Below are 25,956 nucleotides of genomic sequence, written 5' to 3'. Positions count from 1 at the left end.
GCCCGGGGCGGTCGGCACCCTCAGGTACCGGCCGGGCGGGACCGGGATTACTGGTGCAGAATAAAAGTCGCCACACTGTGCAGGTCGTCCGCACTCAACTGCGCGAACGGCGGCATGGGGATCTCCCCCCATTTGCCGGTACTGCCGTGCTGGATGCTGGACGTTACCTTGGCCAGTGCCTGCGGGTCGTTGGCATACTTGGCCGCCACATCGTGATAGGCCGGGCCTACGACCTTATGATCGATCGCGTGGCAGGACAGGCAAGCGTTGCCCTGGAGCAAGGCCATGGCGTCGACTTTTGCTGCAGGCGCGGCCGGGGGCTGGCCCGCCGAGGGGTTCGAGGCGGCCTGCACCTCGGCATCGCTCGCCTGGGCACTGCCGTAGGTCACCGCAAGGTAGGCGCCGATAATGCGCACATCCTGATCGCTGATGGGCGCACCGTACACGTGCTGCATCTTGCCCGCTTCTGCAGTCCACTGCGCCAGGGTCAAGCCCGGCGGCTGGAAGCTGATGTAATCGGCCGAATGGCAGGTGGAGCATTTCTGCTGGGCCAACTGATAGCCAGGCAGCGCACTGGGCTTGAACGCCGCCGTTTCGGGCGGCAAGGTGATCGACAGCGGCGCTGCGCCAGCCATGGCAGCCAGACAAACCTGCGCCGCGCACAGCAAGGTGGTCATGAATTTCATGCGTTTCATGCAGCCCTCCTCAGGCGACGGTGACGTGGCTGGTTTCTACGACGTGGCGGCGGTAGCCACCGGGGTTCCAGTCGGCTCGCAGCGGTTGCGTCTCGCCCGCACTGTTGCTGGCTCGCACCATCAACTGAGTGGCGCCCTTGCTGTGAAAGGTGATCGGCAGCGTCCACTCGCGGAAGGAGAAACGGCCCAGATCCTGCCCAAGCCTGGCTTCGCGCCAGTTTTTTCCGCCGTCGATCGACACTTCCACCTTGTTGACACCAACCCCGCCGTCAAACGCAATGCCCTTGAGCACTACACTTTTTTTCAGCGGCAACACATCGCCATGTTTAACGCTGGTGATGAAACTGCGTACCGGCAATTTGGAAATCGGCTGGGTTTTCGCCGCGGTAGTGCCGGGGGCGATGCAGAAGCAATCGTTGTCCGGCACGCGGTAACCTTTAGCCATGAAGAAACCGTCGTAGGTGTGGTCGACGACTTCGATCTCGCTCAGGTGCTTGATCCAGTACGTGCCGAAATAACCGGGCACCACCAGCCGTATCGGGTAACCGTTGAGGAATGGCAGGTCGGTCCCGTTCATTGACCAGGCGATCATGGGTTCGCCGTCCATGGCATGGCTGATGTCCAGGGCCTTGATGAACTCCGGCGTGCTGGGCAGCACGGGCTTGTCGAGCCCGCGGAATGTCACTTGCCTGGCGTCGGCTTTCACACCGGCCTTTTCCAGTACCGTCTTGAGCGACACCCCCACCCAGCGGGCATTACCCATTGAACCATTGCCCAGCTGAGCGCCGAACACCCGCGGCGTCGAGAAGCCACGGCTGTTACCCGAGCACTGGTTGACGGCCACCACTTCTATCGGTTCGGCGAGGGCCTTGAGTTCGGCAAGGGACAGGGACAGCGGCGTGTCGACCGCGCCCTTGATCGTCAGGCGGTAGCTGTCCGGATCGATGCTGGTAGGGAAATTGGCCAGGTGGTAACGCACGAAAAAGGCATCATTGGGCGTGATGGGCCCATCGTTGAAGACCGCGAAGGGTGTCTCCAGGTGCGGCGGGCGAGTGGTCACCAGGGTCAGCGGTCGTTTTTGCGGATATTGCACCAGCGGCCGCGGGCCGGCAGCAAAGGTCACGTCTTCGGCGTTTTCGTCGGCCGCCCTGGTTTCGGCGGCGGCCTTGGCAAGGCTTGCCAACGGAGAAGCCGCCAGAGCCAGGGTGAAGGCATCGCGTAGAATGCGCCGACGGCTCGGCTTGCCGTTATCCACAAAACTGAACTTCATCCTGCACGCTCTCCATGATTGTTTACCGGATGCAACTGACAGCCTCCCGTCAGGACGCCGAGGCATCGGGCTTGATCTGTCAGTGGGTTTCGCTCGACTGTTCGACGTCGGCGAGCAAACCAGTATCGTCATGGAGGAGCAGACTGCTTCTCATTGAGCGACAGTTACCATACATTTGATGACAGCGTGCTTCAGCGCAGCCCTGAACGGGTGTCAGGCCAGTTTCGCCCACTCGTCACGCTGCATCACCTCGACGATGATCGGCACAGGCGACATCAGGTGGGTGCGCATCAGGCTCGTCGCCCGAGCGGTATCGCGGGCGAGGATGGCTTCGACCAGCGCGGCATGCTCCTTGCGCTTCAACGCCAGGGCCTCTTCGGAGAACACCGTTTGCGTCAACCACAAGTGACGATAGCGCTCGGCCTGATCGAACAGGTAGGTACGCGCCTGGAGTAAATGCCTGGAACCGCAACCGGCGGCAATGGCGCTGTGGAAAGCCTTGTGCCGCTCATCCCAGACGTCGAGCACCTTCTCGCGGGTCGTCACGTCCATGACTTTTGACAACGTATGGGACTGGGCCAGGATCTGGGCTTCCCAGGTGTCATCCCCCCGTTCGATGGCCAGGCCCACGATCATGGCTTCAAGGTTGGCGCGGGCGTCATAGATGTCCTGCAGCTCTTGCACCGACATGGGTGCGACTCGATAACCCTTCTGGCTGATGACCACCACCAGGTGCTCGGCCACCAGTTGCGAAAGGGCTTCGCGCAGCGGGCCTACACCCAGGTCATAGCGCTCCTTGAGCCCGCTCATGAGCAGTTTTTCACCGGGTTTGAACACGCCACGGATGATGTCCAGCTTGAGCCGCTCATACCCACTGAATGCAGAGTTATGCCTGGGGGTGAGGCTATCCAAGGTGCTGCTCCTAAACTCGCCAAAAACCAATCATACCCAAACATCTATCAGACGAAAAACTTTCGACTAAAATCAATTTTGTCGCCTAAATATTAAAATGTAGACATTTTTAATTTATGACGATACTTTTGCTGCAGGCCTGATCCAGTCCACTGCTGGAAGGCGCTGATCACTACCTTTTGCCCAGGAGCTGCCATGAACGCCTTTACTCAGATTCAGGACCTTGTGATGCCGCTGCCATCGCAGAACAAGGGCTTTACCCTCGCCCCCTCCCGCCAGTCGCCCCGGCTGCTGGAGCTGAAATTCGCCAGGGAAACCGTCGACGCGTTCATCAAGGCCGTGGCCGAATGGCCAGTCCAGGCCCTGGAGTACAAGTCGTTCCTGCGCTTTCGGGTCGGGCAGATCCTTGACGAGCTGTGCGAAGGCACCCTGCGCCCGGTATTGGTCAATACCATCCTGGACCGCGCCACCGGTGGCATGCTGATCACGCCTGAAGGTCTGGACGACGTGTCCCAGGCCGATGACATGGTCAAGTTCTCCTCGGCCGTCGCCCACCTGATCGGGCGCTCCAACTTCGATGCCATGAGCGGCCAGTTCTACGCGCGCTTTGTGGTGGTCAACACCGACAACTCCGACAGCTACCTGCGCCAGCCCCACCGGGTGATGGAACTGCACAACGACGGCACCTTCGTCCAGGAGCGTACCGACTACGTGATGATGATGAAGATCGACGAGCAGAACATGGAAGGCGGCAACTCCCTGCTGCTGCACCTGGACGACTGGGCAGGTCTGCAGCACTACTACACTCACCCGTTGGCCCGCCGTGAAATGCGTTTCACCGCACCACCGAGCAAGAACGTGCGGGAAGATGTGTTCCACGCGGTGTTCGACAACGATGCCGAAGGTCGCCCGACCATGCGCTACATCGACCAGTTCGTGCAGCCCAAGGACTTCGAGGAAGGCATCTGGCTGAACGCCTTGAGCGAATCCCTGGAAGGCTGCCCGCAGAAGTTGTCGGTACCGGTGCCGATCGGCAGCTTCGTGCTGGTCAACAACATGTTCTGGCTGCACGGCCGCGACCGCTTCACCGCCCACCAGGGCCTGCGTCGCGAGCTGATGCGCCAGCGTGGCTACATCAGCTACCAGAAAACCCTGTACCAGCGTGGTCAGTAAGGTTTGCCAAGCGCTGAGCTGAACTGACCAGGGCCACCTCCCGTGGCCCTGGTCGTGCTTTCAACGAAAACCTAATCCAGGTGGGTGCAATCCAATGGCTGTGTACGACTTCATCATCATCGGTGGCGGCATTGTGGGCATGTCCACGGCCATGCAACTGACTCAGGTTTACCCGGACGCAAAAATCCTCCTGCTGGAGAAAGAGTCCGGCCCGGCCATGCACCAGACCGGCCACAACAGTGGCGTGATCCATGCCGGCGTCTACTACACACCGGGCAGCCTGAAGGCGCGTTTCTGCCTGGAAGGCAACAAGGCCACCAAGGCTTTCTGCGACAAGCACGGCATCCCTTATGACGAGTGCGGCAAACTGCTGGTGGCCACCAACGCGCTGGAAATGGAGCGCATGGGCGCGCTGTGGGAACGCACGGCAGCCAATGGCATCAAGCGTGACTGGCTGACGGCCGCCGAACTGCGCGAGCGCGAGCCGAACATCGTCGGCCTGGGCGGTATCTTCGTGCCTTCCAGCGGCATCGTGAACTACGCCCAGGTCACCGCGGCCATGGGCCGTGAATTCGAAGCCGCCGGTGGCGAGATCCGCTACAACAGCGAAGTGCTCGCCATCGATGAGCGTGCCGATGAAGTGGTGTTGCGCACCGGCAACCAGGAGCACCACGGCCGTTTCCTGATCACCTGCTCGGGCCTGATGGCCGACCGCGTGGTGCGCATGCTCGGGATCGAGCCCAATTTCATCATTTGCCCGTTCCGTGGCGAGTACTACCTGCTGCCCAAGCAGCACAACCAGATCGTCAACCACCTGATCTACCCGATCCCGGATCCGGCCATGCCGTTCCTCGGCGTGCACCTGACCCGCATGATCGACGGCACCGTCACCGTCGGCCCCAACGCGGTGCTGGCGATGAAGCGCGAAGGCTATCGCAAGACCGATTTCTCGCTGACCGACATGTTCGAAACCCTGACCACCCCGGGTGTTCTCAAGGTGCTGAAGAAGAACCTGCGCCCCGGCCTGATCGAGCTGAAAAACTCGCTGTTCAAGGGCGGCTACCTCAAGCAAGTACAGAAGTACTGCCCGAGCATCGTCAAGAGCGACCTTACCCCCTACCCGGCCGGTGTCCGCGCCCAGGCGGTCTCGCTGGACGGCAAGCTGATCGACGACTTCCTGTTCGTCAACACCGCCCGCAGCGTCAGCGTCTGCAACGCCCCGTCGCCCGCTGCGACCTCGGCCATTCCGATCGGTGCGTACATCGTCGACAAGGTCCGCGAGCAGCTCGCCAGCACCGGCGCCAGTTTCGTCAAACCCGGCAACTGCGCTCGGCCCGCCCCTCTGGCGGCATCCGTCGCAACCCCCCCAGTCTTTGTAACCCAGCAGCCACTGTAACCCAGCAGCGAGGAATTTCACGTGCCGCTCAACGATCCGAAACTGTTCCGCCAGCAAGCCTATATCGATGGTGTATGGGTCGATGCCGACAACGGCCAGACCCTCAAGGTCAACAACCCGGCCACCGGTGAAATCATCGGCAGCGTGCCGAAGATGGGTGCAGCCGAGACCCGTCGCGCCATCGAAGCGGCCGACAAGGCGCTGCCGGCCTGGCGCGCCCTGACCGCCAAGGACCGCGCCAACAAGCTGCGCAAGTGGTTCGATCTGATGATGGCCAACCAGGAAGACCTGGCCCGCCTGATGACCCTCGAACAAGGCAAGCCACTGACCGAGTCCCGTGGCGAAATCGCTTACGCCGCCTCCTTCCTGGAGTGGTTCGGCGAAGAAGCCAAGCGCGTCTACGGCGACATGATCCCCGGTCACCAGGTCGACAAGCGCCTGATGGTGCTCAAGCAGCCGATCGGTGTCACCGCCGCCATCACGCCGTGGAACTTCCCTTCGGCGATGATTACCCGCAAGGCCGGCCCGGCCCTGGCCGCCGGTTGCACCATGGTCCTCAAGCCGGCCTCGCAGACGCCCTACTCGGCCCTGGCCCTGGCGGAACTGGCCGAGCGCGCCGGCATTCCCAAAGGCGTGTTCAGCGTGGTCACCGGCAGTGCCGGCGAAGTCGGCGCCGAGCTGACCGGCAACCCGATCGTGCGCAAATTGACGTTCACCGGTTCCACCGAAATCGGCCGCCAGCTGATGGTCGAGTGCGCCAAGGACATCAAGAAAGTCTCGCTGGAACTGGGCGGCAACGCACCCTTCATCGTGTTCGACGACGCCGACCTGGATGCCGCCGTCGAGGGCGCGCTGGTCTCCAAGTATCGCAACAACGGCCAGACCTGCGTTTGCGCCAACCGCCTGTATATCCAGGACGGCATCTATGACGCATTCGTCGAAAAACTCACCGCGGCCGTGGCCGGGTTGAACATTGGTAATGGCCTGGAAAACGGTATCACCACCGGCCCCCTGATCGACGCCAAGGCCATGGCCAAGGTCCAGGAGCACATCGATGACGCCGTAAGCAAAGGCGCTCGCGTGGTTGCCGGCGGCAAGCCGCATGCCCTGGGCGGAACCTTCTTCGAGCCGACCGTGCTGGTCGATGTACCGCGCAACGCCGCCGTCGCCAAGGAAGAAACCTTCGGCCCGCTGGCACCGCTGTTCCGCTTCAAGGATGAAGCCGATGTGATCGCGATGGCCAACGACACCGAATTCGGCCTGGCTTCCTACTTCTATGCCCGCGACCTGAGCCGTGTGTTCCGGGTAGGCGAAGCGCTGGAGTACGGCATCGTCGGCGTCAACACCGGGATCATCTCCAACGAAGTGGCGCCGTTCGGTGGTATCAAGGCCTCGGGCCTGGGTCGCGAAGGCTCCAAGTACGGCATCGAGGACTACCTGGAAATCAAATACCTGTGCATCGGCATCTGAGCCTTCCCGCCGCCTGTGCGGCGTCATGCCGCTGATGCAAGACCTGACGCCCCGCTTGCGGGGCGTTTTTTTTCGTGGCTTAAATGCTGGGGTCAGTCAACATCCCGTGCAGCATCCGCGCCATCAACCTCGGCGTGTCCGCGTCAGTGAGGTAGGCCGGTTTTTCGAGCAGGATGGCCCGAGTCAGCGCCGACAATGTCTGGTAGACCAGAAACTCGGCTTTGTCCCGGTTCTTCACCGAGATTTCGTTGGCGAAGCGCTTCATCAACGCCGAGCTCGCCGTGACGGGCCAGAGTTGCTTGGCCTTGACCACATCCAGCCGCACCAGCTCGTCATAGTGGGTGGAGCGCACGCTGAACACCGGGTCGAGCAGGGTTTTCTTGTAGTGGCTGGCCAGCACGACCCGCAAGGCCAGCAAAAGCCCGTCGTACAGAGTGGCTTCAGGGGGCAGCGCGATGATGCTGGCGTACAGTTCTGCGTGGGCTTCGGTGCGGTAGTCATCGAAGATCGCAGCGATCAGCGCTTCCATCGTCGGGAAGTACTCGTAGATCGAGCTGATTGCCACGCCCGAGTCTTCGGACAGGCGCATGGCATTCAGGGCTTCCCGACCTTCGTTGTCGATAATTTGCAGAGCCGTTTGTTTCACGGCCTTGACCAGCGCGATCGAGCGCGCCTGCCGCGGTTCCTTGCGCGGTTGGGCAGGTATTTCGACCTGCAGGACGCCATCGTCTGCGGCGCTCTTCTTGTTAGGCGTTGGCTTGATCATAGTGTCCTCTTGCGGGTACTGCCCACTGACGTCGCGGCAGATTCGCCAAGCAGAAAACTGAAGTATGACCGAGCCAACTTATTTAGTCAGTGATACTCGCAAGCGCCGTACGCACAGTCTGCGGAATGGGCAGCGATGTGTTGCTGGCCCGGTCGACATACACATAGACGATATGGGCCGCCGCAGCTGCCTCATGCTCATCGTTGCGAAACAGTGCCAGCTCGTATCGCGCGCTGCTGTTGCCAAGGTGGGAAATTCTCATTCCAACAGTGACCTGATCGGGGAAACAGATGGGCGCAAAGTAGGTGCAACTCGAATTGACGATCAACCCGATCACCGGGCTGCTGGCAATGTCGAGGGTACCCTGTTCGACCAGGAACGCAGTGATCGCCGACTCGCAGTACGAGTAGTAGACCACGTTGTTCACATGCCCATAGGAGTCATGGTCGCCCCAACGCGTCGGCATCCGGTTGAAGCGGCGAAACTCATCCCGACTCGGCCGCTCGACCTTGTTGCTCATAGAATCTCCGTATAGATCGCGCGCACGTCTTCCAGGCAGAGTTCCCGAGGGTTGTTGCCGAGCAGGCGCTGCTGCTTCATGGCATCGACCGCCAGTGCCTCGATGTCGGACTCGACGATGCCCAGGTCGCGCAAGCGGGTCGCCAGACCCAGCTCACCGGCCAGGCCGCCGAGGTAGTCGGCCAGGACAGAGGCTTTTTCTTTATCGGTACCCAGGGTGCCGGGCAGCACGATGTCGGCCAACTGTGCATACAGCGGCGCCACTGTTTCAAGGTTGAAGCGCATCACCGGCCCCAGCACCAGGGCATTGGACAGCCCGTGCGGTATGTGGAAACGTGCGCCGAGGGGATAGGCCAACGCATGCACCGCCGCCACTGGTGCGTTGGCGAACGCCATGCCCGCCAGGCAAGCACCCAGCAACATGTTTTCCCGCGCTTGCAGGTTCTTGCCGTCCTGACAGGCCTGGAACAGGCTGCCGGACAACAGACGCAGCGCCTCGCGCGCCAGGCAATCGGAAATCGGGTTCTTCAGGTTCTTGGTGGTATAGGCCTCGACGGCATGAACCATGGCATCGATACCGGTCGCCGCGGTGACATGGGGCGGCAGTCCAAGGGTCAGCTCTGCATCCAGCACGGCCACGTCGGGTAACAGCATTGGCGAGTAAACCACGTTCTTCTCACCGGCACCGGTGGTCACGACCGAGACCGAGGTCACTTCCGAACCGGTGCCTGCTGTGGTCGGCACCAGAATCAGTGGCAGGCGCGGGCCCTTCGTCTTGTTGATGCCATAGATCTCGGTCAGGGACTCGCCACTGCGCGCCAACAGCGCTGCCAGCTTGGCGGCATCCAGCGAACTGCCACCACCCAGGCCCAGCACGCAATCGGCGTCACAGGCTTTCGCGGCCTCCACCGAGGCCAGAATCACCGACTCCGGCGGGTCGGCCTGGACTTGGGAAAATACGGTGACGGCTATCTCCTGGCCCTCGAAGCCGGCGAGCACCGCATCCAGTAGCCGAGCCGCAATAACCCCCGGATCGGTCACCAACAGAACCGACTTGCAGCCCATGGCGCGAACATGATCGGCAAGCCGGGTCGAAGCACCGCGTTCGATGATCATTGAAGGGGTGGTTTGGAATGCCATTTTCAACATGAAAACCTCACAAATATTTGTGTTGCGCTGAGTTTTTTTGGCGATTGCGAAGCACATGCGCCAACCGGAAAACCCTTCACATAATGGTCTGACTGTTAACGCTCGCCCCCTCATTATTGAGTGAGGGAAACCGAGTATATTCCAGCCCGCTCCATCCACCTGCCTGAAATCCGGGCGCTCACCCCGAATCCGGAACGGCTTGCCCGGACACACTGAAATTTGTATTTTTTTCCTTATTTATCAGTCACTTGATCAGAAAACACAATCACCTTAATCCGGAACAAAATCCAAGGCTGCATCCCCATACTGGATTCACACCCTCCCCCCGGCCTCGCCGGTTTTCACTAGTCGAGTAGCGAGCCAGACAATGCCCACTGCACAACTGTCGATAGAACAAAAAACCCAGCAGCTGCTGAACAACCCGGCAGAAATGGTCAACTATTCCCAGACGGCCTGGAACAATCTGCCGCGCGCTGAAATCGACGCGCTGCAGCTATGCGGCCTGAAGCAGCGCTTCGCCGAACTGCGCGACCGCATCCCCATGCTCAAAAAGCTCGCCGACGCCCAAGGCGTGGATACCATCGAGCATTTCGACGACGTGGTGCCGCTGCTGTTCGAACACAGCGTGTACAAGTCCTACCCGCCATCGTTGCTGGAGAAGCGCAACTTCGCCCAGATCAACAAGTGGCTGGGCAAACTGGTGACCCCAGAGATGGCCGAAGCCATCGCGGCGGTCGACGTCAGCGCGTGCCAAGGCCTGGACGACTGGTTCGAAACCATGGACAAAGCAGTGCCGCAACTGCGCATCAGTCACACCTCGGGCACCTCCGGCACCTTGTCGTTCCTGCCCCACGGCGTACATGAGTGGAACAAATTCGCCCAGCTGCGCAAATTGAATGTGTGGAACATGGAAGGGCCGGACACCCCAGAGCCCAACCTGCACACGATTTACCCGTACTACCGCAAGGGCTACCTGAGCCATGTGCGTGTCCACATCGCCATGATCCCGGCGCTGTTGCCGGACGAATCGCATTTCCATGCGGCTTACCCGACCACCCTCAGCACCGACGTGCTCCACCTGGGGGCCAAGCTGCGCGCGGCACAGTCCAAGGGCACGCTCGATCGCCTGGAGATCAGCCCGGAGCTGATGGCCAAGAAGAAGGCTTTCGATGAGTTGCAGGCCGAAATGCCGCAACACCTGGCGACCTTCTTCGATCATATGTCCACCCAGCTCAAGGGCAAGCGCGTGTACATCGGCGCGACCTGGAACCTGTTGCACAACATGGCCAAGGCCGGCCTGGAGCGCGGTCTCGAAGGTGTCTTCCACCCTGACTCGTACATCCACACCGCCGGTGGCGGCAAGGGCTCCGTGCAACCCGAAGGCTGGCGCGACGATGTACTGCGCTTTACCGGTGCCAAGGTTCTCAACGAATCCTACGCCATGTCCGAAATCGTCGGCGGCGTCCATACGCGCTGCGAAGAGGGCCACTTCCACTTCGCCCCGACCGTTATCCCCTACTTGCTCGATCCCGAGACCAGCAAGCCGCTGCCACGCGAAGGCCGTGTGACCGGCCGCGCAGCCTTCTTCGACCTCGGTGCAGAGACCCGCTGGGGCGGCTTTATAACCGGCGATGAAATCACCGTCGAATGGGACAAGCCCTGCGCCTGCGGTCGGCCGAGTTGCTACGTGGTCGGACCGATCCAGCGCTACAGCGAAATAAATGGCGGCGACGACAAGATCAGCTGTGCCGCAACCGAAGACTCGCATCGCCAAGCGATGGATTTCCTGACCACATTAGAGGGCTAACCCCATGACCAAACCAATTGCGCCAATGATCATCCGTGGCAAAGTCATCACCGACAACCTGATCGACGTGGGTGGCCGTGGCGGCGACCTGGTCTTCCAGACCCCGGATGCGCACAAATACATCGACCAACTGCCGCTGGGTAACCCGGCGAAGCTGGCGGACCTGTACACGCTTACCTTCAATGACATCCTCGACTACTGCGAAGCCCTGGGCGAGCGCCTGGAGTTCGACAAGAACATCTACTTGCAGGAAGCCTGCGAGCTGTCCTACCTGACTGCGCCGGTCACCCCGACCATGGTCAAGGGCAGCTACATGGGGCTGCGCAACATGCTCACCCGTGAGTCCGTCACCGAACAGGTGGAGAACTCCGTAGGCGTCAAGTACCTGGAAGGCTGGGTCAAGCAAACCCTGATCGACGGCACCGAACTGGACGTACGCTGCTTCGGCGCGCGCACCCTGCATATCGTCGCCGGCAACGCGACCGGCCTGTCCCTGCTGACCATCCTGCGCAACATGGTGCTGCGCAGCGACGCGATCATCAAGGCACCGTCCAACGACCCGTTCACCGCCCTGGCCATCGCCCGTACCATGGTTGAGATGGCACCGGACCATCCGCTGACCAAGCACCTGAGCGTTGCCTACTGGAAAGGCGGCGACCAGGCCTTCGAAGAGCGCCTGTACCAGCCACAGAACCTGGAGAAGATCGTTGCCTGGGGCGGCTTCAACTCGATGAAGCACGTGACTCGCTACATCCAGCCGGGCCTGGAACTGATCTCCCTCGACCCGAAACGCAGCGCCAGCATCCTCGGCAAGGGCACCTTCGACAGTGAAGAGACCATGCGCGAGGCCGCCATACGCCTGGCCAGCGACATCGGCGCGCTGAACCAGAAAGCCTGCGTATGCGCCCGGGTGGTCTACGTGCAGAGCGGCACCGACGAGGCCGGCCTGGCGAATCTGAACAAGTTCGGCGGTTATGTCTACGACGCCATGCAGACCCTGCCCAACACCCTCAGCACCGTGCCCAAACGCTACGACCAGGGCCTCAAGGCCGAAGTCGACGCGCTGCGCCTGGATGATGAGTGGTACAAGGTGATTGGTGGCCAGGACGGTGAAGGGGCAGTCATCTGCTCGCAGCTTCCGGAGTCGGTGTCCTTTGCCACCAAGCTCGATGACCGCACCGCCAACCTGGTGCCGGTCGATGACCTGCACGAGATGATGGGGGCGGTGGATGCCTATACCCAGACCGTCGGCGTCTATCCGGAAAGCATCAAGGAAGATCTCAAGGACATCCTGCCCCTGTATGGCGCTCAGCGCATCGTCTCGCTGGGCTACGCAGCGGGGTTGAAATGGGCAGGTCCCCAGGATTCCATCGAGCCGCTGCGTCGCATGGGCAAGTGGATCGTCAACCAGATCGCCTCGCCGGAAATGACCCCGGCGCCCTGGTTGCGCCCTTCGATCTAACTCCCCCTGTACCCCTGGCCATGGCCGGGGGTACGCATTGATTCTTACAGGACTTGCCCATGACTACTTGCCTGGGATTTGCCGCGCACGAGGCCCACTCTACCCTCACGCCGTTTCGTTTCGATCGCCGCGCCTTGCGCGCCGATGACGTCGCCATCGATATCGCCTATTGCGGCGTCTGCCATTCCGATGCCCACCAGGTCAACAACGACTGGAACAACACCGTGTACCCCATCGTGCCTGGCCACGAGATCGTCGGGCATGTCACCGCCGTCGGCAGCAATGTCAGCCGCTTCAAGGTCGGCGACCGGGTCGCCGTCGGTTGCCAGGTCGACAGCTGCCTGCAGTGCGCGCCCTGCGCGGAGCATCAGGAACAACTGTGCGTCCATGGCCCGACACCCACCTACAACGGTAAGGACCGTCATACCGGCGAGATCACCTATGGTGGTTATTCCGAGCACATTGTCGTTCGTGAGCAGTTCGTTCTGCGCATGCCCGAAAGCCTCGATCCGCGCTACGCAGCGCCTTTGCTGTGTGCCGGCATCACCGTGTGGAGCCCGATGCGCCGTTATGGCGTGGGCAAGGGCTCGAAAGTCGCGGTAGTCGGGCTTGGCGGGCTCGGTCACATGGCCGTGAAGCTGGCCGTCGCCCTGGGTGCCGAAGTCACCGTGATCACCACCTCACCGGGCAAGGCCGACGATGCCCGCACCCTCGGTGCCGATCACGTGCTGTTGTCCAACGATGCGGCAGCGATGGCGACGGCGGCCAATGCCTTCGAGTTCATCATCGACACCATTCCCAGCCGGCACAACGTCAACCCCTACCTGATGTTGCTGGGTCGCGAGGGCGTCATGGTGCTGGTCGGCGCCATCGAACCGCTGGAGCCCATCCACGGTGGCTTGCTGATCCGCAATAACCGCACCTTGGCCGGTTCGCTCATCGGTGGCATCCAGCCGATTCAGGAACTGCTGGATTTCTGCGCCGAACACCAGGTCCTGCCCAGCTGCGAAATGATTGACATCAAGGACATCAACACCGCCTTTGACCGCCTGCAACGCAACGACGTGAAGTACCGCTTCGTGATCGACATGAACAGCATGCGTGACGTCGCGCTTTAAACAAGTCCAACGCTGCGGTGCGCAACACCGCAGCGCCCTCTTGAGGCAATATGCTCCAGGTCGGGCGCGGCCATCGTTGACGAAAAAGCTGCGCCCTCCCTTGCACGGACTGACTCAAGGACCCTCATGAAAGCCATTCAACTGCAACATCCCGCTGGCCTGGACAACCTGCGCCTTGTCGACATGGCCGCCCCCGGCGCGCCCGAAGCGGGCGAGATCCAGGTGCGTATCCATGCCAGCTCGCTCAACTACCACGACCTTGGCGTGGTCACCGGCCACGCCAAGGCAGAGGATGGTCGCATCCCCATGGCCGATGGCGCCGGGGTCGTCACCGCCGTCGGCGAAGGCGTGACGGAATTCGCCGTGGGTGATTGCGTGGTCTCTTGCTTTTTCCCCCACTGGCAATCCGGGCGCGCCGTGCCCACCACCTTCCAGACTGTCCCGGGCGATGGCGTCGACGGTTTTGCCCGCGAACGGGTCAACCTGCCCACCGAGGCCTTCACACTGGCACCCAAGGGCTACACCCATGAAGAAGCCGCCACGCTGACCACGGCAGGCCTGACTGCCTGGCGTGCACTGGTGGTGGACGGGCGCCTCCAGGCGGGTGACACCGTGCTGGTACTGGGCACCGGCGGTGTTTCCATTCTTGCGCTGCAAATGGCCAAATCCATGGGCGCGCGGGTGATTGCCACGACCTCATCCGAGGCCAAGCAAGCGCGCCTGCTGGCACTGGGGGCCGATCAGGTCATCAACTACAAAGACCAGCCCGAATGGGGCGACGCGGTGCTGGCAGCCACGGGCGGGCGCGGCGCCGACATAGTGGTCGAAGTGGGTGGCCCGGGCACGCTGCCCCAGTCCATCCGTGCCTGTGCACCCGGCGGCCACATTGCGCTGATCGGTGTGCTCACCGGTATTTCCGGCAGCGTTCCAACCCTGGAGTTGATGCGCAAGCAGCAAACCCTGCGTGGCCTGATCGTCGGCAGCCGCGAGCAGCAGCAAGACATGGTGCGTGCGCTGGAGAACTTCAGCTGGCGTCCCGTCATCGACAGCCGCTATCCGCTGGAACAGATAGCCGAGGCCTTTGCCCATCAGCAATCCGCCAGGCACTTTGGCAAGATCTGCCTGCACTACTGAATTAAACCCCCACACTGGATCTGCTGCAACTGACTGGCAGTGGCGCGATACCGCGGCGTCGAGGACGCCGCGGGAACTCTTGTCAATCAGCATTGACCAGCAGCGGCACGAGCGCGGCACGCAGTGCTTCGCCGATCGTTACCGGACGACGGGATTCACGGTCCACGTAGACATGCACGAAGTGCCCCTGCGCCGATGCCTGGGCCTCACCCGCACGGAACAGGCCAACCTCATACCGCACACTGGAGCCACCCAGCCGGGTCACCCGCACCCCGGCTTCAATGTCGTCTGGAAAGGAGATCGGTGCGAAATAATTGCACTGCGTTTCGACCACCAGACCGATCGTCTCGCCGCGCTCGAAATCGAGCACGCCCTGGCTCAACAGATAGCCGTTCACTGCCGTGTCGAAGTAGCTGTAGTAGTTGACGTTATTGACGTGGCCGTAGACGTCGTTATCCATCCAGCGAGTCTGGATCGGCCGAAAGTGCGGGTAGGCATCCCGCGAATTGGCGCCGGGTCTGGACAGGCTCACTGGAACACCTCGAACAGGCCGGCAGCACCCATGCCGCCGCCCACGCACATGGTCACCACCACGTACTTCACGCCGCGGCGCCGACCTTCCAGCAGGGCATGCCCGACCATCCGCGCACCACTCATGCCGTAAGGGTGGCCGATGGCGATGGCACCGCCATTGACGTTCAGGCGGGCGTCGTCGATGCCCAGGGTGTCGCGGCAATAAAGCACTTGGCAGGCGAACGCTTCGTTAAGCTCCCACAAGCCGATATCGTCGACCGTCAGGCCGTGTTGCTTGAGCAACTTGGGCACCGCCAGCACCGGGCCGATGCCCATTTCTTCCGGGGCCAGGCCGGCCACGGCAATACCGCGATACAGGCCCAACGGCTTGAGGTTGCGCTGCTCGGCGAGACGCGCATCCATCAGCACGCAGGCGCTGGCGCCGTCGGACAGCTGGCTGGCGTTGCCAGCGGTGATGCAGCCGCCTTCGATGACTGTTTTGAGGTTGGTCAGATCTTCCAGGCGGGTCTGTGGACGGTTGCCTTCATCGCTGGTGAGGGTCACCTCCTCCAGTCGTACCTCGCCAGTGGCTTTGTCGATCACCTGCCGAATGCTGGTGACCGGGACGATTTCGCCATCGAACAAGCCGGCCCGCTGCGCTGCTGCGGTGCGTAGCTGCGATTGCAGGGCATAGGCGTCCTGGGCTTCGCGGCTGATGCCGTAGCGCTTGGCGACCCGTTCGGCGGTCTGCAACATGGGCATGTAGGCATGGATCGCGTTGCGCTCGACCTGCGGGTCGCGCTCGGCGTAGGCCCATTCCATATTGCGATTCTGCACCGCACTGATGTTCTCCTGGCCGGCACCGATCGCGGCAGGCATGCCGTCGACCATGATTTGCTTGGCGGCGGTGGCGATGGCCATCAGGCCCGAGGCGCACTGGCGATCCAGGGTCTGGCCGCTGACCGACAACGGCAGGCCCGAGGCCAAGGCAGCCATGCGTGCCAGGTTCAGGCCGGCGGTGCCGCTGGTCAGTGCGGTGCCCATCACCAGGTCTTCGATCTCCGCCGCTTCGATGCCGGCGCGTTCGACCGCCGCACGGATCGCATGGCCGGCCATGGTCGGCGACTTGATGGTGTTGAAGGCGCCACGGAAAGCCTTGGCGATAGGGGTACGGGCCGTGGAGAGAATGACGGCTTCTTTCATGGTGAGTTCCTTGGGTGATCGGTGGGGCGGCCACCCCAAGTGGCCGCCGAAAGGTCAGAGACGTTCGATGCGGGTCTTGCCGCTGGCCACCAGGCGTTCCAGCAGTGCGGCGGGCTGGAACCACATCGTGCCGTAGGCGCCGAGTGCCTGGCGGTAATGGCCGATGCGCTCCAGCACCTGTGCCAGCCCCAGCCCTTCGGCGTAATGCAGCGGGCCGCCGCGCCAGGCCGGGAAGCCGTAGCCATTGATCCAGACCAGATCGATGTCGCTGCTGCGCTGGGCGATGCCTTCGTCGAGCAACTGGAGGCCTTCGTTGACCAGCATCAACAGGCAGCGGTCATGGATTTCCTGATCGCTGATGGCACGGCGCTGGATCCCCAACTCACCGGCAATCTGCTCGGCCAGGGCGACCACTTGCGGATCGTCCTTACGCTCGCGGCCTTCGTAGAGGTAGCAGCCACGGCTGGTCTTCTGGCCATAACGGCCAAGGGCGTAGAGCGCATCGGCGAGTTTGCAGTAGCTTGGGTCGTGGGCGATGAGCTCGCGGCGCGACTCGCGCACCAGGAAGCTGACATCGATGCCCGCCAGGTCGTGCATGGCAATCACACCCATGGCCATGCCAAGGCCGGTGAGCACCTGATCGATCTGTGCCGGCGTGGCGCCTTCCAGCAGCAGGCGGTGAGCCTCGCGGGAATAGGGTTCGAGCATGCGGTTGCCGATGAAGCCGAAGCACACCCCGGACACCACCGGGATCTTGCCGATGCGCTTGGCGATCTTCAGCGTGGTGGCCAGGACATCGGGGGCCGTGGCCGTGCCGCGCACCACTTCGAGCAGGCGCATGACGTTGGCCGGGCTGAAGAAGTGCAGGCCGACCACGTCCTGTGGCCGGCAGGTGACGGCGGCAATGGCGTCGACATCCAGGGTGGAGGTATTGCTCGCAAGAATCGCCCCGGCCTTGCACACCTCGTCCAGGGTGCGAAACACCTGCTGTTTGATCGACAGACTCTCGAACACCGCTTCGATCACCAGGTCAGCGTCGGCGATATCGGCGTAGTCGAGGGTGCCGTGGATCAGTGCCACGCGCTGTTCCAGCTGTTCGGCGGTGAGCTTGCCGCGCTGGACACTGGTTTCGTAGTTTTTGCGGATCAGCGCCAGGCCGCGCGCCAGGGCATCGGCCTTGAGTTCCAGCAGCGTCACCGCCATGCCCGCATTGGCAAAGTTCATGGCGATCCCGCCGCCCATGGTGCCGGCGCCAATAATCGCGACCTGGGTAATCGGACGGATCGGCGTGTTCGCGTCCACTCCCGGCAGCTTGCCGACTTCACGCTCGGCGAAGAATACATGGCGCAGGGCCTGGGACTCGCTGGACGCTTCGGCCTCGTTGAACAGCTCGCTCTCCCTGACCAGACCTTCGGCCAACGGCAGGCTGCAGGCGATCTCGATCGCCGTCACCACCCGCTGTGGCGCGCTCTGGCCTTTCCAGCGATGCTGGTTGGCAGCGCAGTAGTCGGCGAAATAATTCGCCGCCAGGACTGCTCCCGGATGCTCTTGAGGGTAGGCCGGACGCGCCGGCGCCTGCTGGGCAATCAGTTCTTCGGCAAAGGCGCACGCGGTGGCGAGCAGGCTGTCAGTGCCGGGCGCCACACGGTCGATCAGACCCAGTTCCAGTGCGTGAGCAGCGTTGATCGGCTGACCCGAAACGATCATCTCCAATGCTGCAGCGGCGCCGATCAGGCGCGGCAGCCGCTGGGTGCCACCGGCCCCTGGCAGCAAGCCGAGCTTGATTTCCGGCAAGCCCAGGCGCGCTCCGGCCTCAGCCACACGGTAACCGCAGGCCAGGGCGAGTTCCAGTCCGCCGCCCAGGGCCAGGCCGCCGATGGCGGCGATCAGGGGTTTATCCAGTTCGGTCAGGCGCACCAACAGACTTGGCAGATCCGCCTTGGCGAGCGAAGCCGCGCAACCGAACTCGGCGATGTCCGCGCCGGCGCTGAACGCAAGACCCTCGCCATGCAGGATAATCGCTTTCACCCGGTTGTCCGCAGCCGCGCGTTCACAGGCCTCCAGCAGTTGCACGCGCAGGGTCTGGCCAAGGGCGTTGACGGGTGCGCAGGCAAGGCCGATCAGGGCCAGGGAACCTTCGTAGCGGTAATGGATCACGTTGTTCATCAATGTTTTCTCGATCGGATAAAGGGGTACAAGCTGCGGATATCTATCCCCTTCAGCTCAACGCGTGTTCCCGGATTAACTTCTTGTTGATCTTGCCAACACTGGTTTTAGGGATCTCGGCGACGAACTTGAACTGCTTGGGGATCGCCCATTTATTGATCCGGCCACGCTCCACAAACTGTTGCAGGTGGGCTTCCAGCATCTGTTTATCGACGTTCTGACCCGGTTCGCACACCACCAGGGCCATGGGCCGCTCGCCCCATTGCTCGTCCGCAATGCCCACCACTGCGACAGCACTGACCGACGCGTGTTCGCTGATCAGGCTCTCCAGCTCCAGCGAACTGATCCACTCCCCGCCCGTCTTGATCACATCCTTGATGCGATCCTTGATTTCCACCCCGCCCTGGGGGTCGATGGAAGCCAGGTCGCCGGTGTGCAGCCAGCCGCCCTGCCAAAGTTCAGCGCCCTTTTCCGGCTCCTTCACATAGCCTTGAGTCAGCCAGGGTGCGCGCACCACGATCTCGCCCAGGGACTCACCATCGTGAGGAACGCTTTTGCCGCCGGCATCGACGATTTTCAAATCGACCATCGGTATCGGCATGCCGGTCTTGATGCGAGTGGGTAACTGCGCTTGTGTGGACAGTTCAAGTTCCGCCCCCCGCAGGTAACTCAAGCACAGCATCGGGCAGGTCTCGGACATGCCGTAGCCGCTGTGCACGCGCATACCTCTGGCGGACGCCTGGCTGGCGATACCCAAGGTCAGCGCACTGCCCCCCAGAAGCATTTTCCAGCCCTCGAAAGAGGTCTTCGCGGCCTCGTCGCAGCCCAGGATCATTTGCAGAATCGTCGGCACGCAATGGGAAAAGGTGACCTTCTCTTCTCGAAACAGCCGGACCAGGCTATTGGGCTCGTAACGGCCGGGGTAAACCTGTTTGATGCCCATCAGGGTCGCAACATAAGGCACGCCCCAGGCATGCACGTGGAACATCGGGGTGATCGGCATGTACACGTCGTCGGAGCGCAGCAGCGGCAAGCTTTGGTAGACGCCCAACGTGCCCACGGCATTCAAGGTATGCAGCACCAACTGGCGATGGGTGAAATACACCCCTTTCGGCGCGCCGGTGGTGCCGGTGGTGTAAAACAGGGTCGCCACCGAGTTTTCATCAAAGTCGGGGAAGTCGTAATGGGGAGCCGCCTGGGAGAGCAGGCTTTCATACTCCCCCAGTACCGGTAGATCGGTGCCGCTCGCAGCGTCGTCAGTGAGCCGGATATAGCCCTTGACGGTGTTCAGCTCGCCATGAATCTGCTCGATCACGGGCAGGAAATCATCATGCACCAGCACCAGGTCGTCCTCGGCGTGGTTCATGGTGTAGAGCACCTGATCCGGCGAAAGACGGATGTTCACCGTATGCAGCACCGCGCCGATCATTGGCACGGCAAAGAAACACTCCAGGTAGCGGTGGCTGTCCCAGTCGAGCATGGCCACCGTATCCCCGGCCTTGACGCCGGCCGCGGTCAGCGCATTGGCCAGCCGGTGGATGCGTTCGATGAGGGTCTGATAGCTGTAACGCAGTTTGTCGGCGTAGACGATCTCATTGGCAGGTTCGTAGCGAACCCCGGACAACAACAAGCTCTTGATCAACAGTGGGTAGCTGTAGGCATCTTGTGCTGGTGGAATTATTTTTGTCTTCAGCATGGTGGTATCTTCCTGATTCAGAACTGCGCCGCATCCAGTAAGTAGAGGCTTTCGCTACCGGCCTTGACCGAAGCGCTCAGTGAGTGGATACGCGGCAGCAGCCGGGCGAAGTAGAAACGGGCGGTGCCCAGCTTGCTGACGTAGAAATCGTCTTCGGTTGCTTTGCCCATGGCCGCCTTGGCCATCAATGCCCACATGTAGGCATAGGCCGTGTAACCAAACGCCTGCAGGTACTCGACCGAAGCAGCGCCGATTTCGTTCGGGTTGTTTTGCGCCCGATCCAGCAGCCAGGCGGTCAGTTCGTCGAGGGTGTCCAGCGCCGCGTTCAGCGGTTGGGTGAACTCGTTCAGATCAGCACTGGCAGTCGCGCTGAACTGACGAATCTCGGCGGCGAACAACCGGTAGAGCGCCCCGTCGCTGCCGACGATCTTGCGCCCGGCCAGGTCCAGGGACTGGATACCGTTGGTGCCTTCGTAGATCTGGGTGATCCGTACATCGCGCACCAACTGCTCCTGGCCCCACTCGCGGATATAGCCATGGCCACCGAAAATCATCTGGCCGTGCAAGGTGGTTTCCAGCCCCATGTCAGTCAGAAACGCCTTGGCAATCGGCGTCAGCAGCGACACCAGCTCTTGGGCGCGCTGGCGGGCCGGCGCGTCTTCGCTGTATTTGGCCGTGTCCAGTTGCAGGGCCACGTAGCTGGAGAACGCCCGCCCGCCTTCGTTCAAGGCCTTCATGGTCAACAGCATCCGCCGTACATCCGGGTGCGCGATGATCGGGTCGGCGGCCTTGTCCGGGTGCTGCGCGCCGGTCGGCGCACGGCTCTGCAGGCGATCCCGGGCATACTCGACGGCGCTCTGATAGGAGCGCTCGCCCTGCGCCAGGCCCTGGATGCCCACCCCCAGGCGCTCGTAGTTCATCATGGTGAACATCGCCGCCAGCCCCTTGCCCGGCGCATCGACGATCCAGCCGGTGGCCTGGTCAAAGTTCATCACGCAGGTGGCAGACGCCTTGATGCCCATCTTGTGTTCGATGGAACCGCAGGACAGTGCGTTGCGCTCGCCCAGAGAGCCGTTGTCATTGACCAGCACCTTGGGCACCAGAAACAGCGAAATGCCTTTTGGTCCCGCAGGTGCATCCGGCAGCCGGGCCAGTACCAGGTGGATGATGTTTTCGGTCAGGTCGTGCTCGCCGCCAGAAATAAAGATCTTGCTGCCGCTGATCGTGTAACTGCCGTCGGCCTGGGGCGCGGCCTTGGTGCGAATCAGCCCCAGGTCGGTGCCGGCATGGGCTTCGGTCAGGCACATGGAACCGCTCCAGACCCCGGCATACATGTTCGGCAGATACTTGTGTTTCAGGTCTTCGCTGGCATGGGCACTGAGCGACAGGCAGGCACCGGCGGTCAGCATCGGGTACGTGCCGAACGACAGGTTGGCCGAGGTCACCATTTCCTCGACCTGGGCTGAAATGGCCTTGGGCATGCCCATGCCACCGAACTGCGGGTCGCCACCGACCCCCACCCAGCCACCTTCGGCAAATGCCTGGTACGCCGCGATAAAACCATCCGGGACTGTCACCGCACCGTTGTCCCAGGAGCAACCTTGTTCGTCGCCACTGCGGCGCAGCGGCGCGATGATGCCGGCACTGATCTTGCCGGCCTCTTCAAGGACCGCGGCAGCCGTCTGTTCGTCGACCACCTCGGCCAGGCCCGGTAATTGAGCCCAGAGCCTGGAGGCCTCAAAGACTTCATTGAGCACGAAGCGCATGTCGCGCAGGGGAGCTTTATAGTCAGACATGATTCACTTACTCGGACGTTGTGAGGGCATGACGCGTGCCCGGACTTGTGGAGTGGTCGGTCTCAGGGACTTGCACCAGCGGCTCCTGCACCACCTTGGCATCCGGGGCAGCACCACGGATCAGCGAGGGTCCGCGCAACAGGAAGTACGACAGGGCTGGAATCAGGATCAGCGCCCCCAGCATGTTCCACAGGAACATGAAGGTCAGCAGGATGCCCATGTCGGCCTGGAACTTGATCGGCGACCAGACCCAGCACACCACGCCGGCGGCCAGGGTAATGCCCACCAGCCCGACCACCCGGCCGGTGAACGCCACCGCTTTACGGTAGGCATCCGCCAGTGACAGGCCTTGGCGCTGGTGATGCAACTGCACACTGAGCAAGTACAAGGCATAGTCCACTCCGATCCCCACCCCCAAGGCGATCACCGGCAAGGTCGCGACCTTCACGCCGATGCCCATGACCACCATCAAGGCTTCACAGAGGATCGAGGTCAGCACCAGCGGCAGCAAGGCCACCAGGGTCGCGCGCCAGCTGCGGAAGGTGATCAGGCAGAACAGCGTCACCGCGGCATAGACGTAAAACAGCATGGTGCGGTTGGCCTCGCGCACCACGATGTTGGTCGCCGCCTCGATGCCGGCACTGCCGGCGGCCAGCAGGAACTGGCGATCCGGAGTGCTGTTGTCCTTGGCGAACTGTTCGGCAATGGCCACCACGGCGTCCAGGGTCTCGGCCTTGTGGTCCTTGAGGAAGGCGATCACCGGCATCAGCGAGCAGTCGTTGTTGAACAACTCCGGGGAGTTGACCGAGGCTTGCTGTGCGGCGTAGTTCAGCACGTCCTGGTTGCGCTGGATGCTGTTGAGCTTGGGGTTGCCCTCGTAGGTACCGGCGGTGATCTGCCGTACCGCGTTGACCAGCGACGACGTCGCCTGCACCCCAGGAGACTGCTGCAGCTCCCAGGCCAGACGGTCGGCGAGGACCAGCGTCTGATAGTTCAGGCAGCCTTCCGGCGCGGTCTTGATCATCACCGCGAACATATCGCTGGACAGCGCGTAGTGGCTGGTGATGTAGGCGTTGTCGCGGTTATAGCGCGAGTCGGCACGCAACTCCGGTGCGCCACTGTCGAGGTCGCCGATTTTCAGTTGCAGGCTGACCATGAAGCCGCCAATGCCCATCAGCGCCGCCACCAGCACGGCACCGGTTGCCCACTTGCGGGTCGTGAAGCGATCGAGCATGTCCCACAGTTTGCCGAAGCCTTTGTGCCCGTCCGCCCGGGTGTCGATTTTCAGTGCACGCTCGGCGGCCTTGCGCCCGACACCGATGTAGGACAGCGCCACCGGCATCAACAGCAGCGAGGTGAAAATCAGCACCGCCACGCCAATGCTGGCGGTGATCGCCAGGTCCTGGATCACCGGAATATCGATCAGCATCAGTACCGCGAAGCCCACCGCGTCGGCCAGCAGCGCAGTGACGCCGGCGATGAACAGGCGGCGGAAGGTGTAGCGCGCAGCGATCAGCCTGTGGGTGCCACGGGCGATGTCCTGCATGATGCCGTTCATCTTCTGCGCCGCGTGGGACACACCGATGGCGAAAATCAGGAACGGCACCAGCACCGAGTACGGATCAATGGCATAGCCCAGCCAGGCGACGATGCCCAGTTGCCAGACCACCGCGATCAGCGAGCAGCCGACTACCAGCAAGGTGCTGCGCACACAGCGAGTATAGAAATAAATGATCACCAGCGAGGTGACCACGGCCAGGCCGAAGAACATCATCACCTGGATCAAGCCATCGATCAGGTCGCCCATCAGTTTGGCGAAACCGATCACCCGGACTTTGTACTGGCCCTTGCCCTCCTCCCCGGCCTTGCGTGCAGCGCTGTCGCCGGCGAATTCGATCTTGTCGCGCAATTGCGCTTCGAGCATTTGCGAGAACTGATGGTAGTTGATGCTCTGGCCGGTGGCCGAGGCCTTGTCCAGCAGCGGCACGATCAACATGGTGGACTTGAAGTCGCTGGCCACCAGGCTGCCGACGATGCCCGCGCGGGTGATGTTCTGGCGCAGCTGTTCGATGTCCTTGGGCGATCCCTGGTAGGTATCGGGCATGACCGGGCCGCCCTGGAAACCTTCCACTGTGACTTCAGTCCAGCGCACCCCCGGACTCCACAGCGACTTCATCCAGGCGCGGTCGACGCCTTCAGTGAGGAACAGCTGGTCGTTGACCTGCTTGAGGACCTCAAGGTAGTGCGGGTCGAAAATATCACCCTGGGTGTTTTCCACCACCACCCGCACCGAGTTACCCAGGCCGCGCAACGACTGGCGGTTCTCCAGGAAATTCTTGATGTACGGCTGGCTCTGCGGAATCATTTTCTCGAAGCTGGGGCGCAACTCCAGACGCGTCACCGCCATATAGCCCAGCACCAGGGTGACCAGTGTCATGAGCACCATGAACAGCGGGCGGTAGTTGAATACCAGCCGCTCCAACCGGTTGCCGGAGCACCGATCGAAGTCACGTAGCTCGCGGATCACCGGCATGGTGTCTTGCTTGATATTGCCCATGTCTGGGTACTCGCTCTAGATTTTCGAGTTCTTATTTGACGGACAATCGCTGTACGCCACGACTGCCCACCACCACCAGCGAACCATCGGCGGCCTGGCTCACACCGGCCACAGGGGTCGGATCCTGCTGTGCCAGCAACTGCAGCCGTGTACCGCCCGCCTGACTGAGCAGCGCATGTCCAGCTTGGGTAAACAGTTCGTACTGACCCTGGGTATTGATGATCCCCGCCGTGATGCTGACCTGCAGGCCACTCGCCAGAGGGTTCCAGTTGAGACCGCCATCGGTGCTGCGAAACACATTGCCGCCCAGGCCGTAGACGAGCACTTCACCGGGCTTGCCGACGACGCCGAAGTAGCTGCCCTGATAAGGCGTCTGCAAGGCGGCGAAGCGCTGCCCCGCGTCATCCCATTTCAGCAGCAAGCCCTGTTCGCCGGCGATGTACAGCGCGTCACCGGTGGAGGCGATGGCGTTGAGGTGAAAGCCTTGCGGGTTGTCGGTGCGATCCTGGAACGGCGTCCAGCTCTGGCCACCGTCTTCGGTACGCAGGATCAGGTTGAACACACCGACCACATAACCCAGTTTGTCATTGGCGAACCACACATCGAGCAGCGGCTTATCCGCCCCCTGCTCGACCAGCCGCTGACCTTCGGCGACCAGCAGTGGCCATTGCTCGTTAGCCGGTTCGGCACTGGCCAGCGCCGTATAATGCTTGACCAGCAAGTCACCGATCTGGCGACCGTCGAGCTGCTTGCGCCAGGTGGCGCCGGCATCGCTGCTGTGCAGCACGACACCGTCGTTGCCGACCGCCCAGCCCTGTCTGGCAGAAGGAAAAAACACCGCCGTCAGATCACTGCTCAGCGGGACGCTGGCCTGCAACCAGTGCTTGCCGGCATCATCGGAATAAAGAATATGGCCACGCTGGCCCACAGTGACCAGGCGCTCACCTGCGCGAGCAATACCAATCAAGGGGCTACTCACGGCCAAAGGGCTCGGCTTGGCCGGCAGATCCAGCACATCGACATAACCGGTTGCGTGAGCAACACCCTGCAACAGCGCCAGCATCGAGCACAGCAGCGCCAGCACGAACTTTTTCAAGGAACCCATACCGCACCTTCTAGAAGAACGACGCCGCAAAGCACACGAGGTACAGGCC

General features: G+C 62.1%; 20 protein-coding genes. 7 read left to right on the top strand and 13 right to left on the bottom strand.

The window, feature by feature from the left end:
• Positions 1 to 47: 47 nt before the first annotated feature.
• The 3 genes from sorB to csiR form a co-directional block, all read right to left on the bottom strand.
• The gene (gene sorB / locus F8N80_RS07975) at positions 48 to 695 is read right to left on the bottom strand and encodes a SorB family sulfite dehydrogenase c-type cytochrome subunit (RefSeq protein ID WP_150746375.1); all 648 of its coding nucleotides are present in this window, start codon (positions 693 to 695) and stop codon (positions 48 to 50) included.
• Positions 696 to 705: 10 nt separating this feature from the next.
• Entirely contained in the window at positions 706 to 1,965 is a 1,260-nt protein-coding gene (sorA, locus tag F8N80_RS07970) for a SorA family sulfite dehydrogenase catalytic subunit (protein ID WP_150746376.1), read from the bottom strand.
• Positions 1,966 to 2,178: 213 nt separating this feature from the next.
• Entirely contained in the window at positions 2,179 to 2,877 is a 699-nt protein-coding gene (gene csiR / locus F8N80_RS07965; RefSeq protein ID WP_150746377.1) for a DNA-binding transcriptional regulator CsiR, read from the bottom strand.
• A 195-nt stretch (positions 2,878 to 3,072) separates the two neighbouring features.
• Here csiR and glaH point away from each other — a divergent pair, with 195 nt between their 5' ends.
• The 3 genes from glaH to gabD all read left to right on the top strand — a co-directional run bounded on the left by glaH (position 3,073) and on the right by gabD (position 6,916).
• Positions 3,073 to 4,050 carry a glutarate dioxygenase GlaH gene (gene glaH, locus F8N80_RS07960; RefSeq protein ID WP_150783643.1) on the top strand — a complete coding sequence of 326 codons (978 nt, stop codon included), beginning with the start codon at positions 3,073 to 3,075 and terminating at the stop codon, positions 4,048 to 4,050.
• Positions 4,051 to 4,150: 100 nt separating this feature from the next.
• Positions 4,151 to 5,446: an L-2-hydroxyglutarate oxidase gene (gene lhgO, locus F8N80_RS07955; protein ID WP_150746396.1), complete on the top strand. Its 1,296-nt coding sequence runs from the start codon at positions 4,151 to 4,153 to the stop codon at positions 5,444 to 5,446.
• 21 nt (positions 5,447 to 5,467) lie between these two features.
• Entirely contained in the window at positions 5,468 to 6,916 is a 1,449-nt protein-coding gene (gene gabD / locus F8N80_RS07950) for an NADP-dependent succinate-semialdehyde dehydrogenase (protein ID WP_150746379.1), read from the top strand.
• Between the two features lie 79 nt (positions 6,917 to 6,995).
• Here the strand turns inward: gabD and F8N80_RS07945 are convergent, their stop codons facing one another.
• The 3 genes from F8N80_RS07945 to F8N80_RS07935 all read right to left on the bottom strand — a co-directional run bounded on the left by F8N80_RS07945 (position 6,996) and on the right by F8N80_RS07935 (position 9,350).
• Positions 6,996 to 7,682, bottom strand: a complete 687-nt coding sequence (locus F8N80_RS07945) for a TetR/AcrR family transcriptional regulator (protein ID WP_150746380.1) — start codon at positions 7,680 to 7,682, stop codon at positions 6,996 to 6,998.
• A gap of 82 nt (positions 7,683 to 7,764) precedes the next feature.
• Positions 7,765 to 8,202 (bottom strand): acyl-CoA thioesterase, encoded by a 438-nt coding sequence (locus F8N80_RS07940; RefSeq protein ID WP_150783642.1) that lies wholly within the window; start codon positions 8,200 to 8,202, stop codon positions 7,765 to 7,767.
• Positions 8,199 to 9,350: an iron-containing alcohol dehydrogenase gene (locus tag F8N80_RS07935; RefSeq protein WP_150783641.1), complete on the bottom strand. Its 1,152-nt coding sequence runs from the start codon at positions 9,348 to 9,350 to the stop codon at positions 8,199 to 8,201. Before F8N80_RS07935 ends, F8N80_RS07940 begins: the two co-directional genes overlap by 4 nt.
• A 367-nt stretch (positions 9,351 to 9,717) precedes the next feature.
• On the opposite strand from F8N80_RS07935, the gene F8N80_RS07930 reads away from it, so the two are divergent.
• The 4 genes from F8N80_RS07930 to F8N80_RS07915 all read left to right on the top strand — a co-directional run bounded on the left by F8N80_RS07930 (position 9,718) and on the right by F8N80_RS07915 (position 14,871).
• Complete coding sequence (locus F8N80_RS07930) at positions 9,718 to 11,157, top strand: hypothetical protein (RefSeq protein WP_150746383.1); 1,440 nt, start codon at positions 9,718 to 9,720, stop codon at positions 11,155 to 11,157.
• A 4-nt stretch (positions 11,158 to 11,161) separates the two neighbouring features.
• Positions 11,162 to 12,619: an acyl-CoA reductase gene (locus F8N80_RS07925; RefSeq protein ID WP_150746384.1), complete on the top strand. Its 1,458-nt coding sequence runs from the start codon at positions 11,162 to 11,164 to the stop codon at positions 12,617 to 12,619.
• A gap of 59 nt (positions 12,620 to 12,678) precedes the next feature.
• Positions 12,679 to 13,737: an NAD(P)-dependent alcohol dehydrogenase gene (locus tag F8N80_RS07920; protein WP_150783640.1), complete on the top strand. Its 1,059-nt coding sequence runs from the start codon at positions 12,679 to 12,681 to the stop codon at positions 13,735 to 13,737.
• A gap of 126 nt (positions 13,738 to 13,863) precedes the next feature.
• On the top strand, positions 13,864 to 14,871 hold the full coding sequence (locus F8N80_RS07915; protein ID WP_150783639.1) for a zinc-dependent alcohol dehydrogenase family protein: 1,008 nt from the start codon (positions 13,864 to 13,866) through the stop codon (positions 14,869 to 14,871).
• A gap of 82 nt (positions 14,872 to 14,953) precedes the next feature.
• On the opposite strand, the gene F8N80_RS07910 is transcribed toward F8N80_RS07915, so the two are convergent.
• From F8N80_RS07910 to F8N80_RS07880, 7 genes are read right to left on the bottom strand one after another with little or no spacing between them, the layout of a single operon-like run.
• Positions 14,954 to 15,397 (bottom strand): acyl-CoA thioesterase, encoded by a 444-nt coding sequence (locus F8N80_RS07910; RefSeq protein ID WP_150746397.1) that lies wholly within the window; start codon positions 15,395 to 15,397, stop codon positions 14,954 to 14,956.
• 2 nt (positions 15,398 to 15,399) lie between these two features.
• Complete coding sequence (locus F8N80_RS07905; RefSeq protein WP_150746387.1) at positions 15,400 to 16,587, bottom strand: acetyl-CoA C-acyltransferase; 1,188 nt, start codon at positions 16,585 to 16,587, stop codon at positions 15,400 to 15,402.
• A 54-nt stretch (positions 16,588 to 16,641) separates the two neighbouring features.
• Positions 16,642 to 18,753: a 3-hydroxyacyl-CoA dehydrogenase NAD-binding domain-containing protein gene (locus tag F8N80_RS07900; RefSeq protein WP_150783638.1), complete on the bottom strand. Its 2,112-nt coding sequence runs from the start codon at positions 18,751 to 18,753 to the stop codon at positions 16,642 to 16,644.
• 52 nt (positions 18,754 to 18,805) lie between these two features.
• A complete protein-coding gene (locus F8N80_RS07895; protein WP_150783637.1) occupies positions 18,806 to 20,449 on the bottom strand; it encodes a fatty acid--CoA ligase in 1,644 nt (547 codons plus the stop codon).
• A gap of 17 nt (positions 20,450 to 20,466) precedes the next feature.
• On the bottom strand, positions 20,467 to 22,245 hold the full coding sequence (locus F8N80_RS07890) for an acyl-CoA dehydrogenase C-terminal domain-containing protein (protein WP_150783636.1): 1,779 nt from the start codon (positions 22,243 to 22,245) through the stop codon (positions 20,467 to 20,469).
• Positions 22,246 to 22,252: 7 nt separating this feature from the next.
• Positions 22,253 to 24,802, bottom strand: coding sequence for an efflux RND transporter permease subunit (locus F8N80_RS07885; protein WP_150783635.1), 2,550 nt, complete (start codon positions 24,800 to 24,802; stop codon positions 22,253 to 22,255).
• 31 nt (positions 24,803 to 24,833) lie between these two features.
• Positions 24,834 to 25,907: a WD40/YVTN/BNR-like repeat-containing protein gene (locus F8N80_RS07880; RefSeq protein WP_150783634.1), complete on the bottom strand. Its 1,074-nt coding sequence runs from the start codon at positions 25,905 to 25,907 to the stop codon at positions 24,834 to 24,836.
• Positions 25,908 to 25,956: the final 49 nt, after the last annotated feature.

The organism is Pseudomonas fluorescens, assembly GCF_902497995.1.
Lineage (GTDB): Bacteria > Pseudomonadota > Gammaproteobacteria > Pseudomonadales > Pseudomonadaceae > Aquipseudomonas > Aquipseudomonas fluorescens_BK.
Note: the sequence above shows the minus strand (reverse complement) of the source record. Positions and strands in the feature narration are given on the sequence as shown.

Excerpts from the sequence above, each read along its gene's own strand:
- F8N80_RS07930 (WP_150746383.1), top strand. The coding sequence starts at position 9,718 with ATGCCCACTGCACAACTGTCGATAGAACAAAAAACCCAGCAGCTGCTG.
- F8N80_RS07940 (WP_150783642.1), bottom strand. The coding sequence starts at position 8,202 with ATGAGCAACAAGGTCGAGCGGCCGAGTCGGGATGAGTTTCGCCGCTTC.
- sorA (WP_150746376.1), bottom strand. The coding sequence starts at position 1,965 with ATGAAGTTCAGTTTTGTGGATAACGGCAAGCCGAGCCGTCGGCGCATT.
- F8N80_RS07880 (WP_150783634.1), bottom strand. The coding sequence starts at position 25,907 with ATGGGTTCCTTGAAAAAGTTCGTGCTGGCGCTGCTGTGCTCGATGCTG.
- sorB (WP_150746375.1), bottom strand. The coding sequence starts at position 695 with ATGAAACGCATGAAATTCATGACCACCTTGCTGTGCGCGGCGCAGGTT.
- F8N80_RS07905 (WP_150746387.1), bottom strand. The coding sequence starts at position 16,587 with ATGAAAGAAGCCGTCATTCTCTCCACGGCCCGTACCCCTATCGCCAAG.
- glaH (WP_150783643.1), top strand. The coding sequence starts at position 3,073 with ATGAACGCCTTTACTCAGATTCAGGACCTTGTGATGCCGCTGCCATCG.
- F8N80_RS07885 (WP_150783635.1), bottom strand. The coding sequence starts at position 24,802 with ATGGGCAATATCAAGCAAGACACCATGCCGGTGATCCGCGAGCTACGT.
- F8N80_RS07915 (WP_150783639.1), top strand. The coding sequence starts at position 13,864 with ATGAAAGCCATTCAACTGCAACATCCCGCTGGCCTGGACAACCTGCGC.
- F8N80_RS07895 (WP_150783637.1), bottom strand. The coding sequence starts at position 20,449 with ATGCTGAAGACAAAAATAATTCCACCAGCACAAGATGCCTACAGCTAC.
- F8N80_RS07935 (WP_150783641.1), bottom strand. The coding sequence starts at position 9,350 with ATGTTGAAAATGGCATTCCAAACCACCCCTTCAATGATCATCGAACGC.
- F8N80_RS07925 (WP_150746384.1), top strand. The coding sequence starts at position 11,162 with ATGACCAAACCAATTGCGCCAATGATCATCCGTGGCAAAGTCATCACC.
- F8N80_RS07920 (WP_150783640.1), top strand. The coding sequence starts at position 12,679 with ATGACTACTTGCCTGGGATTTGCCGCGCACGAGGCCCACTCTACCCTC.
- F8N80_RS07890 (WP_150783636.1), bottom strand. The coding sequence starts at position 22,245 with ATGTCTGACTATAAAGCTCCCCTGCGCGACATGCGCTTCGTGCTCAAT.
- F8N80_RS07945 (WP_150746380.1), bottom strand. The coding sequence starts at position 7,682 with ATGATCAAGCCAACGCCTAACAAGAAGAGCGCCGCAGACGATGGCGTC.
- F8N80_RS07900 (WP_150783638.1), bottom strand. The coding sequence starts at position 18,753 with ATGAACAACGTGATCCATTACCGCTACGAAGGTTCCCTGGCCCTGATC.